At 35.9% G+C, this 21,290-nt stretch carries 16 protein-coding genes; 12 read left to right on the top strand and 4 right to left on the bottom strand.

Going from position 1 to position 21,290, the window contains the following annotated elements; genetic code table 11:
• Positions 1 to 58 precede the first annotated feature (58 nt).
• On the top strand, positions 59 to 1,123 hold the full coding sequence (locus ACFSQS_RS06885; protein ID WP_388016137.1) for a branched-chain amino acid aminotransferase: 1,065 nt from the start codon (positions 59 to 61) through the stop codon (positions 1,121 to 1,123).
• Between the two features lie 154 nt (positions 1,124 to 1,277).
• On the opposite strand, the gene ACFSQS_RS06880 is transcribed toward ACFSQS_RS06885, so the two are convergent.
• Positions 1,278 to 1,664, bottom strand: a complete 387-nt coding sequence (locus tag ACFSQS_RS06880; RefSeq protein WP_388016134.1) for a pyrophosphohydrolase domain-containing protein — start codon at positions 1,662 to 1,664, stop codon at positions 1,278 to 1,280.
• A 410-nt stretch (positions 1,665 to 2,074) separates the two neighbouring features.
• Here ACFSQS_RS06880 and ACFSQS_RS06875 point away from each other — a divergent pair, with 410 nt between their 5' ends.
• The 6 genes from ACFSQS_RS06875 to ACFSQS_RS06850 all read left to right on the top strand — a co-directional run bounded on the left by ACFSQS_RS06875 (position 2,075) and on the right by ACFSQS_RS06850 (position 11,495).
• Entirely contained in the window at positions 2,075 to 2,749 is a 675-nt protein-coding gene (locus ACFSQS_RS06875; RefSeq protein WP_388016131.1) for a hypothetical protein, read from the top strand.
• A 34-nt stretch (positions 2,750 to 2,783) separates the two neighbouring features.
• Entirely contained in the window at positions 2,784 to 4,619 is a 1,836-nt protein-coding gene (locus ACFSQS_RS06870; protein ID WP_388016128.1) for a tetratricopeptide repeat-containing sensor histidine kinase, read from the top strand.
• Between the two features lie 113 nt (positions 4,620 to 4,732).
• Positions 4,733 to 5,356 (top strand): response regulator, encoded by a 624-nt coding sequence (locus ACFSQS_RS06865; RefSeq protein WP_388016125.1) that lies wholly within the window; start codon positions 4,733 to 4,735, stop codon positions 5,354 to 5,356.
• An 81-nt stretch (positions 5,357 to 5,437) separates the two neighbouring features.
• Entirely contained in the window at positions 5,438 to 6,295 is an 858-nt protein-coding gene (locus ACFSQS_RS06860) for a hypothetical protein (RefSeq protein WP_388016122.1), read from the top strand.
• Positions 6,296 to 6,400: 105 nt separating this feature from the next.
• On the top strand, positions 6,401 to 7,969 hold the full coding sequence (locus tag ACFSQS_RS06855) for a T9SS type A sorting domain-containing protein (protein WP_388016119.1): 1,569 nt from the start codon (positions 6,401 to 6,403) through the stop codon (positions 7,967 to 7,969).
• A gap of 142 nt (positions 7,970 to 8,111) precedes the next feature.
• Positions 8,112 to 11,495 carry a T9SS type A sorting domain-containing protein gene (locus ACFSQS_RS06850; RefSeq protein WP_388016116.1) on the top strand — a complete coding sequence of 1,128 codons (3,384 nt, stop codon included), beginning with the start codon at positions 8,112 to 8,114 and terminating at the stop codon, positions 11,493 to 11,495.
• Between the two features lie 248 nt (positions 11,496 to 11,743).
• On the opposite strand, the gene ACFSQS_RS06845 is transcribed toward ACFSQS_RS06850, so the two are convergent.
• Positions 11,744 to 13,783 (bottom strand): dipeptidyl-peptidase 3 family protein, encoded by a 2,040-nt coding sequence (locus ACFSQS_RS06845; RefSeq protein ID WP_388016113.1) that lies wholly within the window; start codon positions 13,781 to 13,783, stop codon positions 11,744 to 11,746.
• Positions 13,784 to 13,960: 177 nt separating this feature from the next.
• On the opposite strand from ACFSQS_RS06845, the gene ACFSQS_RS06840 reads away from it, so the two are divergent.
• The 5 genes from ACFSQS_RS06840 (at position 13,961) to ACFSQS_RS06820 (ending at position 17,995) form a co-directional block, all read left to right on the top strand.
• A complete protein-coding gene (locus tag ACFSQS_RS06840) occupies positions 13,961 to 14,989 on the top strand; it encodes an SRPBCC family protein (RefSeq protein ID WP_388016110.1) in 1,029 nt (342 codons plus the stop codon).
• A gap of 8 nt (positions 14,990 to 14,997) precedes the next feature.
• Entirely contained in the window at positions 14,998 to 15,363 is a 366-nt protein-coding gene (crcB, locus tag ACFSQS_RS06835) for a fluoride efflux transporter CrcB (RefSeq protein ID WP_388016107.1), read from the top strand.
• A 146-nt stretch (positions 15,364 to 15,509) separates the two neighbouring features.
• Positions 15,510 to 16,928: an aspartate ammonia-lyase gene (gene aspA / locus ACFSQS_RS06830; RefSeq protein WP_388016104.1), complete on the top strand. Its 1,419-nt coding sequence runs from the start codon at positions 15,510 to 15,512 to the stop codon at positions 16,926 to 16,928.
• A 379-nt stretch (positions 16,929 to 17,307) separates the two neighbouring features.
• Positions 17,308 to 17,532 (top strand): hypothetical protein, encoded by a 225-nt coding sequence (locus tag ACFSQS_RS06825; protein ID WP_117174494.1) that lies wholly within the window; start codon positions 17,308 to 17,310, stop codon positions 17,530 to 17,532.
• Position 17,533: 1 nt separating this feature from the next.
• Positions 17,534 to 17,995, top strand: a complete 462-nt coding sequence (locus ACFSQS_RS06820; RefSeq protein ID WP_388016100.1) for a DUF2335 domain-containing protein — start codon at positions 17,534 to 17,536, stop codon at positions 17,993 to 17,995.
• A 243-nt stretch (positions 17,996 to 18,238) separates the two neighbouring features.
• On the opposite strand, the gene ACFSQS_RS06815 is transcribed toward ACFSQS_RS06820, so the two are convergent.
• Both ACFSQS_RS06815 and ACFSQS_RS06810 read right to left on the bottom strand, forming a co-directional pair.
• Complete coding sequence (locus tag ACFSQS_RS06815) at positions 18,239 to 18,844, bottom strand: DUF1684 domain-containing protein (protein ID WP_388016097.1); 606 nt, start codon at positions 18,842 to 18,844, stop codon at positions 18,239 to 18,241.
• A gap of 27 nt (positions 18,845 to 18,871) precedes the next feature.
• Positions 18,872 to 21,166 (bottom strand): type IA DNA topoisomerase, encoded by a 2,295-nt coding sequence (locus ACFSQS_RS06810; RefSeq protein ID WP_388016094.1) that lies wholly within the window; start codon positions 21,164 to 21,166, stop codon positions 18,872 to 18,874.
• Between the last annotated feature and the right edge of the window lie 124 nt (positions 21,167 to 21,290).

Raw genomic sequence — 21,290 nt, 5'->3', positions numbered from 1 at the left:
CAAATATATCATTTTTAATTCCGTTTTACTTAAATTTGTACCATAAACAACTCAAATTATGAATACTTTAATCAATGACATAGAGGTTATAAAAACAGACCAAACAACCATAAACAATGTAGATTTTGACAATTTGCAATTTGGCCATGTTTTTTCAGACCATATGTTGGAGTGCGATTACAAAGACGGAAAATGGCATGCCCCAAAAGTAGTGCCTTATGGGCCAATTACCTTAGATCCTTCTGCTAAGATTTTTCATTACGGACAGTCTATTTTTGAAGGGATGAAGGCCTATAAAGATGAAGATGGCAACATTTTATTGTTTCGGCCTTTAGATAATTTTAAACGCTTGAACATTTCGGCAAAACGCCTTGCCATACCAGAGCTACCTGAAGCGTATTTTATGGAAGGTTTAAAAGCTTTATTGAAAGTTGATAGCGATTGGATACCAAAAAAAGAAGGCTGCTCGCTGTACATTAGGCCATTTATTTTTGCCACAGGCAAAGGGTTTCATGCTTCGCCAGCAGACGAATATAAATTTTTAATTTCCACAGCGCCTTCGGGAGCTTATTTTGCCGGTAAACTAAAGGTTTTAATTGAAGAAAAATACTCGCGCTCTGCCAACGGCGGTGTTGGTTTTGCTAAAGCGGGCGGTAATTATGCCGGACAATTTTACCCCACGCAACTAGCTATTGAAAAAGGCTACCAACAAGTAATTTGGACCGACGATAACACGCACGAGTTTATTGAAGAAGCCGGTGCCATGAATATTTTTATTAGGATAAAAGACACCTTAATTACAGCACCAATAAGCGACCGTATTTTAGATGGTATAACCCGCAAAAGCATTATTGAATTGGCTAAAGCCGAAGGCCTAAATGTTGAAGTAAAAAAAATAACAGTTAGCGAGGTGGTTGCTGCTGCAAAAGATGGCTCGTTAAAAGAAATGTTTGGCGCAGGTACAGCTGCCGTTATTTCGCCTATAGCAGGTTTTGGTTATAAAGATGAAGATTTTGAGTTGCCTGAATTAGAAAACACCTATGCCGGTTTTTTAAAGAAACGTATTACCGATATACAAACCAATAAATGTGAAGACCCGTTTGGGTGGCGTTATAAAGTTTAAGAAACCCCTGCCAAAAGGAAGGCGGTACTCAAACGAATTAAAAAAAGAGAAGTGTTTTTAACTTCTCTTTTTTTAATCATGTCTTTTTCTAAGGTTCTAAAATACTGAAACTAGTTTAGACAAGTAAATTCAGAAAGTCGAAAAGGCGTTATATCTATTTCTTTAAAATAGCTTCAATATTCGGTTTAAAATAATTGGGCCCTTTAAGCACTTTTCCGTCTTCACGGTAAATGGGTTTTCCGTTTTCGCCCAACTTGCTCATATTGCTTCTTTGAATTTCATCAAATACTTCTTCAATTTTATGCTGCATACCGTGTTCTATAATGGTGCCGCATAAAATATAAAGCATATCCCCAAGTGCATCGGCAACTTCAACCAAATCGTTGTTGTTTGCGGCCTCTAGATATTCTTCGTTTTCTTCGCGCATCAATTTGTAGCGCAGTATGTTTTTGGCTAATCCCAAATCGGCTTTAGGCGTTTCACTATGCCCTATTTTAAAAGCGGTATGGAAGGCTTTTACGGCTTCTATTTTATTTTTCATCAATAATCTTTTTTTTCATTCCCACGCAGTTGGGAATCTCTGTTTTCATTAAATTTGCATAAAAATAACGATATGTTTAGTACGGGTCAAATTGTTTTCGGGATTTTGTTTTTTATTGCGTTTGCTATTACTATTGGCTACACTTACCGTAAAGATTTGAAACTGCACAAACGGTTTTACAAAGGTAGCTCTTGGATGTTACTTGCTTTTATTTCGTTTATATTGTTTATTGCTGCCATTAAATTCTTTTTAAAATAAAACGCGTCTTCGGTTTTATTTGCTTTTTGCCGATGTTTTGAGTTGTAAGTATTTGGTTTCTCTAACTTAAAGGAGAATATACCTTGTATTGGGTATGTTTTTAAAATCTTATTTTTTAGAGATTTACACTTGTTAAACCAAAACCAACCACCATGAAAACCAAGTTACATATAGCATTTTTATTGTCTTTAATGCTAACCACAATGCAGTCGTGCAAAAATTGCTGCAAAGAGGATTTGGAGTTTATTAAAAAGCAGAATACAGAAATTTTAAATACACTAAAAAAACAAAGGGAAAATTTAGGTGATTTTAAATTAAGCCATAAAGTTTCTAGTGCAACTATTACAGATTTGGGTAACAGTAAAAAACTAGAACCCTTAGACTATGTAACTAGCGTTAAAATAAAATATAATAGTGATAGTACAGAAATATTAGGTTACAAAATTACTTTTGTTGCCTTCAAAAGCAAAATTGAATCAATTGTATTAAAAAGATATCTTACAAAAAAAAGAAGGCATACAAAAAACACTCTGATATATATTGTTAAGTACGAAGACTCTCCAAATTCTCAGTTAATTTCATTTGATTTGGATCCATCCAATTTTGAAAATCATGAAGAAGCAAAAAAGGCGTTTGAATCTTTTATTTCTGGAAATAAAGCAGAAATCTTAAAAATAAAGTTAAAACCAAAGCTTACTAGCGAAGAGACTGAAGTTACGACTGATGATGACCACCAAATATTTAACGAAAGAACAGGTATAGCAACAACAACAAATGAAGTACCTAATGATCCAGATAAAAATAATTTACCTAAGATTGAAAATTAAAACATTTATATATCTACTTTTTTTTTCAAACTTGATGTTCGGACAAAAAACGGTATTCGAAAAAACAATAGATTCAGCCAAGGTACTTTATAAAGCAAAACAGCACCAAAAAGCAATAACGCTTTTAGAGAACAGCTTAAAAAAACATCCATTCTCAAATGTTGAAAATCACGATATATATATAGAATTGTTTAAAAATTCCTTTTGGATTAACAAAACGGATTCAAAAAAATACTTGTACGAATCAAAAAAAAACTATTCAGATTTACCCGATTTTGAAAAAGCCAATCTAGATTATTGTTTGGGCAATATCCATAGGCTGCTTGAAACGCACAAAGACTCAGCGATATACTATTTCCTGTCGGCTTTAAAATTTTTGGAAAAAGACGATTTTAGTTCAATACAATTAAAGTCCAAAGTGTATCAAAAAATAGCATCCTCGTATGCGCAGCTAAACAAACAAGGCAAGAACTATTATTATCTAAAAAAAAACACGCCTAATTTAGCTTACCTTAACGATACTGCTAACTTGGTTTATAATTACAATAATTTGGGCACTTACTTTAGTGCTGTAAACCAAATCGATTCGGCATTGTTTTATTATAAAAAGGCATTCAGCATTAAGCCTATTTCCAAGATAAGCGGTTCAATATTACAAAACATAGGCGGTATTTATTTAGGCCAATTAAAAGAAATCGATTCGGCTGAAAAATATTTTAACCAAGCCTTAAAACACAATATGAGCACACAAGGTTTGACAAGTCTTTACTTTAACAAAGGGGTAATTAGCAGTATTAACAACAACCACGATTTAAGCATTAAATACTATCAAAAAGCAAAACAATATGCAGACGCATCCAACAATTTAAAAATGCAGTCTTATATTTTTGAAGATCTTTCAAACCTTTACAAGAAAAACAACAATTACATCAAGGCTTTAGAATACAGTAAAAAACACGAAATCTTAAAAGACTCAATTAACAGCTTGGAATTGCTTAAAAAGGTAGAAGAATACAATATAAAATATGAAACTGAAAAAAAAGAACGAGAGAATTTAGAATTAAAGATTAGTGTTGAAAAAGAACAACAGCAGAAAAAAACATATTTAACCATAGCTGCATTACTTTTGCTCTTTGGTGGCATCACCGCCTTCCTCATCCAAAAAAACACCCGCAAAAAACAAAAACTCGCCGAACAGGAAAAAGCCCTGGAAACCCAAAAACTGGCCACCGTTTTAAAAGAGCAAGAGCTATTGAGCATCGATGCCATGATAGAAGGCCAAGAAAAAGAACGCCAGCGCATCGCCAACGACCTGCACGACGATTTGGGCGGACTCATGGCAACCGTAAAGCTTCATTTTAACGCGCTTAAAGACAAACAAACGCCCGAGCTTTACGCAAAAACCAATACACTTATCGATGAGGCCTATAATAAGGTACGAAGCGTTGCCCATGCCAAAAACTCGGGCGTTATCGCCAAACAAGGCCTTTTAAAAGCCATAACCGAAATGGCCGATAAGATTTCGGCTTTAAATAAAATCACTATCGATATTATAGACCACGGATTGGAAAACAGGCTGGAAAACAGTTTGGAGCTTACCATTTTCCGTATTGTACAAGAGCTCATTACCAACATTATTAAACACGCCAACGCTACCGAGGCCACCATACACATTACCAACCACGACGAGAGCTTAAACATTATGGTAGAAGATAACGGCAAAGGCTTTAACCCAAGCCAAATTACCAAAACCAAAAAAGGTATGGGCATAAGCAGTATCGATAAGCGCGTAGAGCACCTAAATGGCAACATGACCATAGAATCTGAACTCAATAAAGGCACCACCATAATAATCGATATCCCTTTATAGGATTTACGATTGAAGAATTTGGAATTTGGAATTTGGAATTTTAAAATGCTAAACATTAATTTTCGAATAACCCAGCAACAAACTATAAACATAGAAACTTAACAACCAACAAAATGATACGACTGGCCATAGCCGAAGACCACCAATCGCTTATTGATGGCATAAAACTGCTTTTGGAATACGAAGACGGAATATCTATTGTGGGAACAGCCAACGATGGCGAAGCCCTTTTGGTAATTGTGGAGAAAAAACGGCCCAATGTGGTTTTAACCGATATTAGGATGCCAAAAATGGATGGTATCGAGGCCACAAGGCAAATTAAAAAAAAGTATCCGGAAATTTACGTGTTGGCCTTTACCATGTTCGACCAGATTGAAGCGATACAGAAAATGATGGATGCCGGCGCATCGGGGTATATTTTAAAAAACTCATCGTTAAAAGAAGTGCTCCAAGCCATTATAACAGTTTCAAAAGGCGATAATTATTTCGATGCCCACATTAACACCAATGCCTTAAACAAAGAAAGCCCCACCAAAAAGAAAGGCCTTTTAACAAAACGCCAAATAGAAATTTTAGAGCTTATAGCCCAAGGCAAGACCTCGCGCGAAATCGCCGATTTACTGTTTATAGGCATACATACCGTCGATACCCACCGTAAAAACATGGTGCGTATTCTGGGGCTACAAGGCAAAGGCGAATTGATGCGCTATGCGCTGGAGAAGAAATACAGGTTTTAGGATTTACCCAGTATTGGGGATGGTTTGGCTTTTAGTATTTCATGATATTTGGGATAAGTCATTAACTAAAACCAATCCATTATGAAAACTTTACTATTTCTTGTATTATTCTCGACCATCATTTCGAATGCGCAAAAATCAAAAATCCAAGAGAAAAAAAATGAGACCATTAATTTGGCTGTCAATCTTAATGATATAGCCAATAACATTGAAGAAACTTTAAAAAAAGGAAAGTACAAGTTAAAAGTTTATGGTAAAATTGATAATAATATTCATTATATAAATATAAAACAGGAGCAAACTATTTTTGTAGAGCCTCCATTAGAAATCGATAAAAATGAATTTACAAAAGAGAATCAATTTGATACAATAAAATTTGAGTACGAAAGGTTTTTTGAATTTGAAATTAAGAACAGAACAAAATTTGAAGTTGTCGTTCAAATAATGAGTGTTGAAACCAACAAATTAGTTCGAGAAATTAAAATAACTTACAATAGTTTGAAAAATAAAAAATGGATTTCTTCTGTGGGTATTTCTTCAAACTTTTTAATCAATAAAGATACCTATAGAACAGTTAAAGATGGTGATCTTTTTAAAATAAAAAGGGATGGCAGCCAAGAAATTTTACAAATTATTCCGCTAATACAATTTTCTTTTATCAATCTTGAAAAAGATAGCGGATTTGCTCCAACAGGCGGAATAGGGTTTGATACTGAAAATATTTCAGCTTTTATTGGAGGCTCCTATTATATTGGCCAGAATGTTTTTATCACAGGAGGCATTTCACTACACAAACAGAAACGTTTAAACAACTTATACAACGTTGGTCAAGAACTTAGCGAAGCAGTTGATAAATCTACTGTAAATATTGAATATTACAGATTTAATCCATTTATTTCGTTCACTTATCGTTTTTCTTCGAATATTCTAAAAAAATAATTTTAACAAACAATCCAAATATCCCCAATATTGGGGATTTTTTCACTTTATATCATTTCATAAGTTTGAGAAACTATAAACATTAATCTATAAAACCCTCTCATTATGAAGCGATTATTACTTTTTTTAACCTTGTTATCCTTAACGGTTTTTACTGCAAACGCCCAAATAATCTGGCAAAACACCATTGGTGGCAATACTTATGATGATGTTGAAGATGTTATCCACACTTCCGATGGCGGTTTTTTAATCGTGGGCGCCTCAGAGTCTGGTATATCGGGCGATAAGTCTGAAAACTCAAAAGGCAACTCCGATTTTTGGATCGTTAAAACCAACAGCATTGGCATTGTACAATGGGATAAAACCTTTGGTGGTAGCGGAAACGACTATCCTGTTTCGGCTATTGAAACTGCAAATGGCGATTTTGTTATAGTGGGCGACTCCAACTCTAATATTTCCGGCGATAAATCTGAAAACTCAAAAGGTGATTTCGATTTTTGGATTGTTAGAATAAATAGTTTCGGCACTAAAATCTGGGACAAAACCTTTGGGGGTTCAGATTATGAATTTGGTGTTGCTATAAAGGAAACAACGACTGGCGATTTGCTTATCACGGGCGACTCAGCCTCAAACATATCTGGCGATAAATCGGAAAACTCAAGAGGCTTTTCAGATGCCTGGACCATAAAAATAACCAGCACCGGCACCTTGCTTTGGGACAAGACTTTTGGCGGCGATGCCGATGAAGAAGTTATGAGCATTGTACTTACCCCAGACGGCGGCTATGTTCTTGGCGTTATCGCCGAATCGGGTATTTCTGGCGACAAAACCGTTAACTCCAGCAATAATGAAGATTATTGGATGGTTAAAGTCAGTAGCACCAATACTATCGATTGGCAAAAATCCTTTGGTGGCACATCAAATTCGGTTACCGCACTTTCGGCTTTAATACCTACCGCAGATGGTGGTTACCTTTTAGCTGGAGATTCAGATTCCAATATCGGTGGCGAAAAAACAGAAAACACAAATGGCGGTTGGGACCTTTGGTTTATAAAAACAAATAGCACCGGCGATATACAATGGCAAAACACCATTGGCGGATCGGATGACGAATACACACCCCATGGATTCGAAAAAACCAGTGGCGGTTATGTGTTTGCTGCAGAAACACTATCCCCTATTTCTGGCGATAAAACCGAAGATAGCAACAGCAGCGATATTTGGCTGATAGAATTGGATGCCAGCGGAAACCTTATTGCCGATAAAACCTATGGTACAAACTCAACCGAATATCCCGAGCAAATAGTTGAGACCAACGATCGCAATTACGTTGTTGTATCGTCGGTAGATGATTTATCCGGCGACAATACCGAAGCCCCAATTGGAGATACCGATTATTGGTTGTTTAAAGTGGATAAAAGCACGTTGTCCGTAAATTCTATTGATGCGGTTTTAAGCACCGCTATTTACCCAAACCCTGCTAAAAATCATGTAAATATCATTTCGAAAACAAAAATAGAATCTGTTGAGATTATCGATGTAACCGGAAAACTTATTTCAAAAATTAAATCACCAAATAAAACCATTGACATTTCAGGGTTATCAAAAGGCATGTACCTGCTTAAATTACGGTCTGGAAACGAGATGGCTATAAAACGCATCATAAAGCAATAAGCCATAACTTACCGTTAATCGTTAAAGTTTTCGACGAAGGTTAACAAAATCCCCAGTACTGGGGATTTTTTTGTGCACAGTATTTAACTAGGTTTACCGTAGCTATTAACAATAATTTTTTAACTATTAAAACCCTCTCGTTATGAAACGATTTTTACTTTTTTTCAGTTTTGCCCTTCTTTGTCAAACAGCCTCCTGGAGCCAATGTCCAAATATTGATACAGATGGCGACGGTGTACTAGATTGTATCGATCCATGCATAAACGTAGCCTCTTCAAAAATTGGTAATTTGAGCTTTGAGTCCAATTTCACAGGATGGAGCATTCCGCAAAATCAATCGTTTTTTTCTTTAAATGAAGACGCAAATAATATTCTGCACGGTAGTAAATCACTTTACGTTACAGCACCTAATGCCAGTACTTTTGAAAACCATGTTATTTTTTCCGAAGAATTTATTTTAGAAGAAGGCGTAGCGTATAATTTTAAAATCCCTGTTAAAAGAATTGGAAATGTGGACGGCGATGCCTTAAGATGGGTTTTAGTTGATGAAAATGGGGTATATAGGCATTTCAATAACCATTATAATTTCACATCGAATTGGTCTTATTTAACGTTCAATAATTTTTATGTTAACTTTAATACACATACAAGTAATAAATTCAGATTGAGATTAGAGTTCGGATTGTCTACAGTAGATATGGTAATTGATAAAATAGAGTTCTACGAAACCGCACAACAGGCAGACCCTGCATATGTGGATATGGATGCCGATGGCAACCCAGATTGTTTAACCTATGAAAATCATCCAGATTATGATGCATTGGTTGCTTTGTATAATGCTTTAAATGGCAATAGCTGGTATAATGACTCCAATTGGCTCGATACCACTAAACCGCTATCGACTTGGTACGGTATTACCGAAACAAATGGGCGTGTAACAAGTGTTAATTTAAGGCAAAATAATATTGATGGTACTATTCCTGATTTGATAAGCAACCTATCCAACCTCACTTTTCTCGATTTGGCAGAGAACAATTTAACAGGAGCAATCCCTTCAACGCTTGGCAATATTCAAACCTTAGAATGGTTAGACCTCGCTTTAAACAACCTATCTGGAAATGTACCCAACGAGCTAACCACATTACCAAACTTAACAAGATTGGCTTTGGGAGCTAATAACTTAAGTGGGAACATTCCCGATTTTACCCAGCAGAGCTTGTTTGTGCTAACTTTTGATAACAACAATTTCCAATTTGGGGATTTTGAGGATGAATTTACATTATACCAAAACAACATTGCTCAATTTTATTATGCACCCCAAAAAAATCCAGAAGCGAACTACATTGTGGAACAAACTTTAAATGTAGGAGATAATATAACTCTAAATTCTGCACCTGTAAGTGGCTTAAACACATACTACCAATGGTTTTTCGGTTCTGAAGCTATAAGTGGAGCTAATTCTACTTCATTGGAATTGGAAAATGTACAGCTAAACGAGATGGGAGTTTATTCTTGTTATGCATTTAATACATTAGTTACTGGGTTAACTATGAGAACTGGGATTACTACGCTCAATAGACTACCCGCTTTACACCCAGAATACGATGCTTTGGTCGCTTTTTACAACGCTACGGATGGTGATAATTGGACCAACAACACCAATTGGCTAAGCGATGAACCTATAAATACGTGGTACGGTTTAGGCACATTATTGGGCGATGGCAACTCTAGGGTAACATCAATATATTTAAACAACAACAATTTAACAGGTGAAATTCCCAATGAAATAGGCAACTTTTCTAATTTATTCAACTTAGAACTTGGTATCAACAATCTTACAGGAAGCATTCCACAATCCATAACCAACTTAACCCAACTTGGCGGCCTTGTACTTTGGGCTAATAATTTAGCGGGACTTGTTCCAGATATTTCATCCAATATAAACCTTGATTATGTTTATATAAGTGAAAACAATTTCCGATTCGCAGATTTAGAACCCTCTTTCACCAATTATCAAGATAAATTAGGTGTTGGTTATGTGTACTTTCCTCAAAAACCTATCAATTCTACAGTTTCTGAAGTTTCTGTTAAATTTATAAGTATAGGAGATTCAATAGATTTTTCTTCTGAAATAGTTTCGGGAGCAAACACCATGTACCAATGGTATTTTAACGGGGCACCAATCGATATAAATTCATACCCCAATATTACAGATCCTACACAACCAAATCTTCGAATCTCGAATATTACGGCGAGCCAACTTGGTGTGTACGACTGTGTTGCATATAATACATTAGTCTTTAATTTAAGTTTTGGGCTTGGTACTTACCTAGTTACCATTCCGCCTAACGAAAATCCGGATTATAATGCATTAGTAGCCATTTACAACAGTACAAATGGCGATAATTGGACCGACAACAGCAATTGGCTAGACAACACCAAACCATTGCAATTATGGCATGGCATTACACTTGATAGCTCTAACCGTGTTACAAACCTCAATTTAGGTAATAATAACCTAACGGGAAGTATTCCTCCGGAAATTGGAGACTTAACAGAGTTAACATATTTAGGATTTTTTACAAATCAATTAACAGGAAACATCCCTCCAGAAATTGGAAACCTGATCAAATTAACTCACATGGATCTATCACCAAATACATTTTCCGGCCCTATCCCTCCTGAAATTGGGAATTTGGTAAATCTTGAAACCCTTTGGCTAAACCAAAACGGATTAACAGGCACAATCCCAACTTCTTTTCAAAACCTTACAAAGTTAAAACGCTTATATTTACAAGGCTCTGTTGGTTCAAGTTCAGAATATAATAGCAGTGCGTTTTCTGGAGATTTCCCCGACTTAACAGCATTGCCGCTAGAGCTACTTTGGATGCAAGACAATTTCTTTAAATTTACAGATATAGCTGATGAATTTGCGACATACCAAGCCAATATTCCAGACTTTAGATTTAACCCGCAATTCACCACAGACCCGCCCGTTGAAACAACGGCCGCTATAGGCGACGACATCACGTTAACCCTTACCGAAATACCAACGGTAGCAAAAGGAATGACCAAAAAAACCGCGCTCACGGCAAACAACTACCAATGGTTTAAAGATGGCGTGGCGTTAACTGAAAATGCCAACAGCGATACATACCTTATCGTTAACGCCCAAGTTACCGATAGCGGTGTTTACCATTGCGAAATAAAAAATGCTGATGTGCCGGACATGATTATAAAAAGACAGCCCATTACCCTAAACATTGGAAGTTTAAGTGTTGATGAAAATGAAATAAACACCATAAAAATCTACCCCAACCCCGTATCAAATACTTTAAACATCAAGCTAAACCATACGGATGCGGAACAGGCCACCCTATTTGATATGGCCGGAAAACAGGTTTTAAAGTTAAAACTACCATCTGAAATAACGGTAGTTGATGTTAGCAACTTAAATTCTGGCATGTATCTATTAAAAATAAAAACAACTGATAAAACCATAATTAAGCGTATAATAAAGAATTAAATTAAAGATTTTAGAGTAGGAAAAAACCATTTTTAACTGTTATATAAATAAATGTTAATATTTAACGCAACCTTTTGTTAAAAGTTGCATCTATTAAATAACAAACAAACTAAAGGCATGAAAATACTGTTAATTATAGCCATACTTATTATTGTTAATTTAATTCTTTTAGCTTTTAGCGTAAACAAAAAAACAGAACCTTGAAAAATAAGATTCTGTTTTTAATCGGAATTATTAATAACACTTAATTAATTCACTTCTGGTAAAAAACCATAATTTTTGCTATAATCTAACATCTGGCCGGCAAATGTTTCTGGTTGGATAACTTTAATGGCTGTAATTTCTTCAGCCTCATTTTTTTGGGCAACTAAAACAGGATTAACAAAGCCGCTGTACGGTGCCGATGTAAACTGCTTGTTCCTTTCCAATACTTCGGCGTGTATGGTTTGATCTACTTTTACGCCGTAACCTTCAACCAGAGCTTCTACGGCAGCATAATCTCCTTCAGATTTTATGCGTTGTGTTTCGCGTAATAATTGCCCGAACAAATCGTGCAATTTATTATAATCGTTAATATTAAAATAGGTTTTGCCGTTGCGTGTTACCTTTTCAATCACGTTATCGGCTTTTCCTTTTTCGTATGCCCAAGCCGATACCCATTGCCTGTTGCGCATGTGCGCTTCTTCAACATCGTCGCCTAAATTTAAACGGATTAACTGCGTTAGCAATCCGTTTCTTATATAGCCATCAAAAGCGGCTTTTCCTATGGCTCTCCAATCTTTAACCAATCCTAATTCTTGTATTTTCGGGTTATATAGATAATAAAGGGCTACTAAATCGGCTCGACCTTCTTCAAGTGTCGAGGCGTAATTTTTAAGGGTTTCCTTGGTTTCTCCAACGCCAGGGTTCAATTGCCCCGAGGCGTGCCCGATAACTTCGTGCAGTGCGGTATGCAATTTATCGGCTAATTGCCCATGGGCTTCTTCTAATTTTAATTCTTCATCATCGTGCACAAATTCTTTTAATCGTCCAGTACTACCTGCATTGTTGTAAGCATTTATAATGTTGCCCAAAGACACCGATTTGCTACCAACTGCTGCGCGTATCCAATTGGCATTTGGCAGGTTTACACCTATTGGCGTACTTGGTGAGGCGTCGCCAGCCTCTCCGGCTACGTTTACTACTTTGTAGGTAACGCCAACTACATTTTTCTTTTTGTGTGCTTCCATTAAGGGCGAATTATCTTCAAACCATTGGGCGTTGTCCGACAAAACCTTCATTTTTTGAGACATATCAAAATCGTTTATTTGAACGATATTTTCATAAGAGCCCCTATAACCCAATGGGTCGTTATACACTTCAACAAAACCGTTAATATAATCTACATTGCCCTGGGTAGCTGCTGTCCACGCTACATTGTAATCGTCCCAGGTTTGCAAATCGCCGGTTTTGTAATAATCAATCAATAACCCAAGGGCATTTCCTTGTGCTTCATTTTCGGCAACCCCTTTTGCCAATTCCAGCCATTTAACAATTTCATCTATAGCAGATCCGTAAAGGCCTCCTGATTTATAAACGCGTTCTTTTAGCACACCGTTTTCTTTTACCAACTTGGAATTTAATCCGTAGGACAATGGTTTTTCTGGATTTGGCGACACTTTAGCCTTATAAAAGCTTTCAACATCGGCATTGCTTACATTTTGCCCATAAAAATTAACTGCCGAAAGTGCTACATTATCAACTCCCTTGGCTTGATTTACTTTTTTGGAATCGGTATCGTTAAAAATAACTTCAAAAGCTTCACCTTCTAAAGTTACATTGGTTTCAGCTAATAATGTTTTTAAATAGTCTGAAGAAAATTCGGGTTTCAACTTAGCGTTGGAATAGTGGTGATGAATGCCATTGCTAAACCAAACCCGTTTTAAATACACCTCGAAAGCCTTCCAATTATCAGTCGTTTTATCGCCATTGTAATTGGTATAGACCTGCTCTAAGTCATTTCTTATTTTTAGATTGTGCCGGTAATTCTGGTCCCACATTATATCTCTACCAGCCAAACCTGCTTGGGTTAAGTAATACACCAACTTTTGCTCTTTTAAAGTGAGTTGCTCCCAACCGGGGATTTGATAACGCAATATTTTAATATCGGCAAATTGCTCGACGGTGTAATTAAATGCCGTGGTTTCTTTTTGGTTTTGGGTATCGCTGTGCTTTTTGGATGTATTATTTCCGCAGGATAACAAAAAGCTTGCCGCTAAAGCAATACTTAATACTGTTTTTAGTTTCATTTATATTAATTTTAGATATACTGTACTGTAAGACAAGTTAAATTCAGAAAATAGTGATTATTCAAAAAAAACCATTTCGATTGCCGAATATAAAATTTTAGAGCGGTAAAGGTAATAATTTATTAATCAAAGATTAAAATGATTATATTTGAATTTTAATATTTAGCATAATTTTTTATGATGAAAACACTAAAATACATCCTGTTTTTATTGCTTATAGGTATAATAGGAACGGCCATTTATGTTGCTGTACAGCCCAATGAATTCGATTTTTCGAGAAGTACGGTTATTAAAGCGCCCAAATCTATGATTTTTAACAAAGTAAACGACTTTAAGAACTGGCCCGATTTTTCGCCTTGGATAGAAAAAGAGCCCAACGCAGAGTTAAATTTTGGCAAAAAAACATCTGGAGTTGACGGTAATTACGCTTGGAATGGTGAAATTTTAGGCGAAGGCAACATGAAAACCATTGCTGTTGAAACTGACAAAAAAATAAGCCAACATATTGAATTTATTAAACCTTTCGAGTCTCGATCTAATATAAACTGGTTTTTTGAAAACACCGATGCCGGCACCAAAGTAACCTGGAACATGACAGGCAAGCAAGATTTTATGACCAAAATGTACACCACATTTGCTGGTTCTATTGAAGAAAACACAGCAGCAGATTTTGAAAGAGGCCTATTTAAGCTAGATAGCATTATAAATGCAGACATGAAAAAATACTCTGTAACCATTGATGGCATTACCGAATATGGCGGCGGGTTTTACATGTACAAAACAACCTCGGCCACCGGAGCCAACATTAGCCAAATAATGGGCCAACAATACGGAGACATTATGCGTTTTATGGCTAGCCAATCCATTAAACAACAAGGCATGCCTTTTACCATTTACCACAACATGGATGCTGCCGAAAGCGGTATTATTATGAGTCAGGCAATACCCGTACAAAACAAAATTACGGTAACTGGAGACAGCAAGGTACTTTGTGGTTATATGCCCAAAACCAAAGCATTAAAAACTACCTTAAAAGGAAATTACACCAACCTACCAAAGGCTTGGGAAGCTGCACAGAAACATGTAGCGGAAAACAATATACAGCAATCGGATATGTTTCCTTTTGAAATTTACCAAACAGACCCCGACAATGTACCCAATCCTGCCAATTGGGTAACCGAAATTTATATTCCTATAAAAGAATAACTAAATAAATGAAGCAACTAGTATTGGTTTTTGTTGGCGGTGGCCTTGGGAGCATGTTACGCTTTATAATTGGTAAATATTTAAACTCCACCGAAACAGGAATACCCTACGGCACATTTGCCGCAAACATTATTGGCAGCTTGCTTATTGGTATAATTTTAGGTTTGGCCGCAAAAAACAACAGCTTATCCCAAAGCCAGACCTTGCTTTTGGCAACTGGGTTTTGCGGTGGCTTTACAACCTTTTCTACTTTTGCTTACGAAAACCATGTATTTTTAAAATCTGGCGATTTTACAAGCTTTGCTTTATACACGATTGCGAGTTTTGCAATAGGCTTTTTGGCCGTTTTTTTAGGGCTCTTTTTGGTAAAATGATACATGTGCCCATTATTAAATACTACAAGAATATAGCTGCAAAACCAATATACAACCCGCATTATTGGGTTAAGGATTTACAGGGTTTTGCTAGCTTCAATTAAACCATAAAATCTTAAAAAAGATATAATAAAAAATAAGACCTCATGAAAACAAGAATAGAAACCGATTTACTAGGCGATTTAAAACTAAACAACGATTTATTATATGGCGTGCATACCCAACGCGCCGTAAATAATTTTAAAATATCGCAATCTGTAATTGGCGATTATCCTTTTTTTATAAAAGGCATGGTTATTACAAAAAAAGCTTGTGCAGCTGCAAATAAAGAAATAGGCACAATTCCAGCAGATAAAGCAGACATGATTATTGAAGCTTGTAATGAAATACTGGAAAACCTAGAAAAGTACGTTAAGTACTTTCCATCAGATGTATTTCAGGGTGGCGCTGGAACCTCGGTAAACATGAACACTAACGAAGTTATTGCCAATGTTGCTTTAACGCTAAAAGGATACGAGAAAGGGAGTTATAATATTATAAACCCCAACGACCATGTAAACAGATCGCAATCTACAAACGATGCCTACCCAACAGGGTTTAGGGTTGCCATTTATTATTACATTAATCACTTACTGGAAAAAACAAATGTGTTAACTACAACATTAGACAAAAAAGCGGCAGACTTTAAAAACGTTTTGAAAATGGGCAGAACACAGTTACAAGATGCCGTACCCATGTCTTTAGGAGATGAGTTTGGAGCTTGGTCTGCAAATCTAAAAGAAGAAACCAAAAGCTTGAAACGTTGTCGCGATCTTATTTTAGAAGTGAATTTAGGAGCTACAGCCATTGGCACAGGCGTAAATGCACCCGAAGGTTTTACAGAATTATCCATTGGTTTTCTTCAACAATACACAAAGGCCAGTTTTGTAAAGGCAGAAAATTTAATTGAAGCCACTTCAGATTGTGGTGCTTATGTTATGATTTCTGGAGGCCTTAAAAGAACCGCTGTAAAATTATCGAAGATTTGTAATGATTTACGATTATTGTCCTCTGGTCCCCGCTGCGGTTTAAACGAAATTAACTTACCAGAAATGCAAGCCGGATCTTCCATAATGCCTGCAAAGGTAAACCCTGTAATCCCAGAAGTTGTAAATCAGGTATGCTACAAAATAATTGGTAACGATGTGGCCATATCTTTTGCTGCCGAAGCTGGCCAATTACAGTTAAATGTTATGGAACCTGTAATTGCACAATGCATGTTCGAGTCTATAGAATTATTATCAAATGCTTGCATAACATTGGCCAATAAATGCGTTTCGGGCATTACCGCCAATGCAGAACATACAAGACAAATGGTGTTCAATTCAGTAGGAATTATAACGTTCTTAAACCCGTACATTGGTCATCACATGGGCGATATTATAGGAAAAGAAGCGGTTGCTACCGGAAAATCTATTCGGGAATTGATACTCGAGAAAGAGCTGCTTTCTGAAGAAGAATTAGATAAAATTTTAAGTGCAGATAATTTAATGCATCCTAAATATACGGCGACTTTACATAAGTAATGCCATAACATTAGTTTGGCCGTAAAACTTGACTTTGTAAAAAATTTCAGCTATCTTGGTTTACCGTCGGATATAAGCCATTGAAACAGGCGCATATCCGCGAACCATTGGCAACAATACTAATTTACTCGCACCCAATAATCTGACTTACTGAAATCTCTTTATTTTTTCCGACGCTTTTTTTTGCTTGTTTGCGGATATAATTTATAATATACTTTAACACATAACGTTTTAATATATGAATTAAATAATGTACCTTATGAGGTATTAAATAGTCTTACATATAATTTAACTTATAATTAAATAAATAATATTTTATTATATTGTAACTTTGTATTAACAAATACAACAAACTTATAAACAAATAATAGTTTTAAAAATGACTAAAATTCGTAAGTACAGAACTGATTTCTTATTCCCTAAAAGTTCATTTTTTATTGGAATGGGTAGTGCTTTTAATGTATTTGGTAATTACTATAAGTTTAATACCTCAAAGACTTCTTTAGAAGCTGATTTTAAAGCTATACAATCAGATTGGGGAGTAGTCGGACAAGACATTGAAAAAGCTATCAAAAACGTTAAAAAAGAACTTTCCTTAAAATAAAATGTCAGAAGCTTTAGACCCAATCAACGAAGAAGAAGATGATATTCCTCAAGAAATACAAGAAATATTAAACGACCCTGAAATTTCTGAAGAGAAAAAGGAAAAAATAATTTCTGTTCTTACTATCAAAAGAAGTTTTAGTGGACCATTACCTTCACCAGAAGTTTTACAACAATATAATAATGTAGTAAAAGACGGTGCTGAAAGAGTTGTTAAAATGGCAGAAAATCAATCTAAACATCGTATGAATTTAGAAGATTTTGCTATAAAAAAACAAATAAAACAAAGTGGTCGTGGTCAAATTTTTGGTTTTACTTTAGCCCTTCTTTGTATTGCTTCAACTGTTTATTTAGCAACAGAAGGACACGAAACTCTTGCAATAGCATTAGGAACTACAACAGTAATTGGACTTGCCAGTATCTTTGTTTTAGGTAAAATATTCCAATCTAAAGATAAAGAGTAATTCTTTTGCTTCCTACTGTCAGCAATCTGCCTTCCCTCGAAAAAAACAAAGTTTTCAGTATGTCAATGAACGTCTAAACTGATTTAAAAGTACAGTTGGCAACAACGGCAATAATTTATTGCTAGGTCTGTGCCTACACGGAAAAATCTCTGATTTTTCCTATTTCAGTTTGTACTTGTAACGGTTTTGGCTAAATTCACGCAACAGCTCATAGCCTAAACCGGTAAACGAACCCCTAAAACCTCAATACTTCCCAAAAGCTTTAACACCAGCTTCAATGCTTGTTTTTAAGTAATTTTTACGTGGTACTATGGGGCAAGAATATTTTTCGTTATAAGCGCAATATGGGTTATAAGCTTTGTTAAAATCTATTATTATGGTATCGCCTTTGGGTATTCTGGCATCAATATAGCGTCCGCCACCATAACTTTCCAAGCCGTTGGTTTCATCTAAAAAAGGCAGAAACAAATAATCTTCGTAACCTTCGGTTTCTATCAATCCTTGGTTTTGGTAAATATTTAGCTTAAAATTTTTTCCTTTTAAATTAAAATTCAGCTCGCCATATTTAACATATTCTGGTGTTCTATCTGTGGTGGTTTTCATTTTAAAAATGGGTTCGTTTGGTGTTCTTTTAAAACGTGCGGTAACCACGTAAGTAGAATCGAACTTAAAAAAATCCAATCCCTTAAATTGCTTTCTGTCTTTATCTTTTAAAGGCGATGTTGTGGCATCTTTAAAATAAGCGTTTTGCGCTTTCTGGTGTTCGGTTTCGCCCAAAACCGGCTTTTTACCCTGGGCACAGCTGTAAAATGTTACGCAAACTATTATCCATAAAATATATTTCTTCATCTATTTAAAAATTAATTATCAAACTCACTAAGGCACACTCTCTTTTAAAATACGATGCACCAATTCTTTTGTTGGTGTTTGCCCTTTTATTTTCGCTCGTACGGCATCAAAAGTCATTTTAAAATCGCATCCTAATTTATAAGCACTGCATCCGTAAGCGGTTTTACCTTTTATAACGGTTCCTTTTTTGCATTTCGGACAAATTAATTCGTCTGTTTTCGCTTTCGCGGAAGTTGATCTAGGTTCTAATTTTAAGTTGAAACCCTCATCAAACCGAAGCAAACCCTCAACAGTTCCGGCTTCTGTTTTAAAGCCTTTTAAATTTACGGTGCTTCCTTTTTCCAGTAATCTTATAAATTGTTTTTCTGATACTTTTTTATTGGCGAATTTAAATGGCAGTACAAAGTTGCAACCCGATTTAAAAGCACTGCAACCGTAGGCGGTTTTTCCTTTAACAAGCTGTCCTTTTTTACATTTAGGACAAATTTGGGAAGTAATTCCGGCTTGCTTTTTGGTTGCTGGTTTTTTGGCTCTGTTTTTTATTACGATTGCTTGCGAAATGTTGGCGCGCTTGGTTTCGCTACGTACTTCGTACACCAAGGCATCTACCATACGCTTCATGTTTTTTATAAAAGCGGCTGCGCTAAACTCACCTTTTTCAATATCTTTTAATTGCTTTTCCCAGGAGCCTGTTAATTCGGCCGATTTTAATAATTTGTTTTGAATCGTATCTATCAACTGAATACCCGTTACCGTTGGCAGTACTTGTTTTTTATTCCGTTTTATGTATTGCCGCCTAAAAAGTGTTTCTATAATATTGGCTCGGGTTGATGGTCGCCCTATACCGTTTTCTTTCATTAAATCGCGCAACTCTTCATCGTCCACCTGTTTGCCAGCGGTTTCCATAGCGCGCAATAACGAGGCTTCGGTAAATTGCTTGGGTGGTTTGGTTTCTTTTTCTAAAAACGAAGGTTCGTGTGGACCTTTTTCGCCTTTTGTAAAGGTTGGCAAAATACCCGATTCTTTTTCTTTAGCATTCGGGTTTTCAAAAACGATGCGCCAGCCTTTTTCTATAATTTCTTTTCCCGTAGTTTTAAAAATTACTTTTGCTGCGTTCCCCAAAACCGTTGTGTTCGATACCGTACAATCATCATAAAAAACCGCTATAAATCGTTTTACAATAATATCGTAAACTTGTTGTTGGTTATATTGCAAATTTATTTGAATACCCGTAGGGATAATGGCATGGTGATCGGTAACTTTTTTATCGTTAAAAACCCGACTCGATTTTTTTATTTTTTTAGCTAAAAGCGGTTGTGTTAATTTTGAATAATTGGTTAGTTTTTGAAGAATCCCAGCAACCTTTGGATATACATCGTTTGGCAAAAAAGTGGTATCTACTCTGGGATAGGTTACTACTTTTTGCTCGTACAACTTTTGGACAATCTTTAAGGTTTCATCGGCCGAAAACCCAAACTTGGTATTGCAATACACTTGCAGTCCTGTTAAATCGAACAGTTTTGGGGCATATTCTTTACCCTTTTTTTTGGTAATAGACTCAATTTCAAAATCGCTTTCCTTTACTTTATTGGCTAAAGCTTCGCCGTCTTCTTTTTTAAGAAAACGCCCGTCTTCATAACTAAAAAGCGTATCGCGATATAGGGTTTGTAACTCCCAATAGGGTTGTGGCTTAAAGTTTTCAATGTCTTTAAATCGGTTTACAACCATGGCCAAGGTTGGTGTTTGCACACGACCAACCGATAATACTTGTTTATAACCGCCGTGTTTTACGGTGTATAACCTGGTGGCATTCATGCCCAACAACCAATCGCCTATGGCTCTGGAAAATCCTGCGTAGTATAAATTATCGTATTGGGTTGCTGGTTTTAGGTTTTCAAAACCTTCTTTAATGGCTTCGGTGGTTAGCGACGAAATCCATAAACGCTGTACTTCGCCTTTATAATTTGCTTCGTTCATTACCCACCGTTGTATCAGTTCGCCTTCTTGCCCCGCATCGCCACAATTTATAACTACATCGGCTTTATCAAATAAACTTTTTACAATTTTAAACTGTTTTTGTATGCCTGAATTTGCAACCACTTTAGTTTCGAATTTTTCGGGTAGCATGGGCAGATTGTTTAAATCCCAGCTTTTCCAATAGGGTTTGTAATCGTTAGGCTCTTTTAGCGTGCATAAATGCCCAAAAGTATAAGTTACGGCATAGCCATTGCCTTCGTAAAAACCTTCGCGCTTGGTATTTGCGCCTAAAACAGACGCAATTTCGCGGGCTACACTTGGTTTTTCGGCAATACAGACTTTCATGCTTAAATTTCTATTGTTTCGATGTAATATAACGATGCAAAATAAGCATTTTGATACTGTTTATTTAAGGGATTTGTTAGGAGTTATTAACCAATTATTATTAGACTTAAAAAATCTATTTATT

The sequence above is a fragment of the Gelatiniphilus marinus genome (assembly GCF_042684345.1).
In the GTDB taxonomy this organism is placed as follows: Bacteria; Bacteroidota; Bacteroidia; order Flavobacteriales; family Flavobacteriaceae; genus Gelatiniphilus; species Gelatiniphilus marinus.
This window is presented reverse-complemented; position numbering and strand designations above follow the sequence as displayed.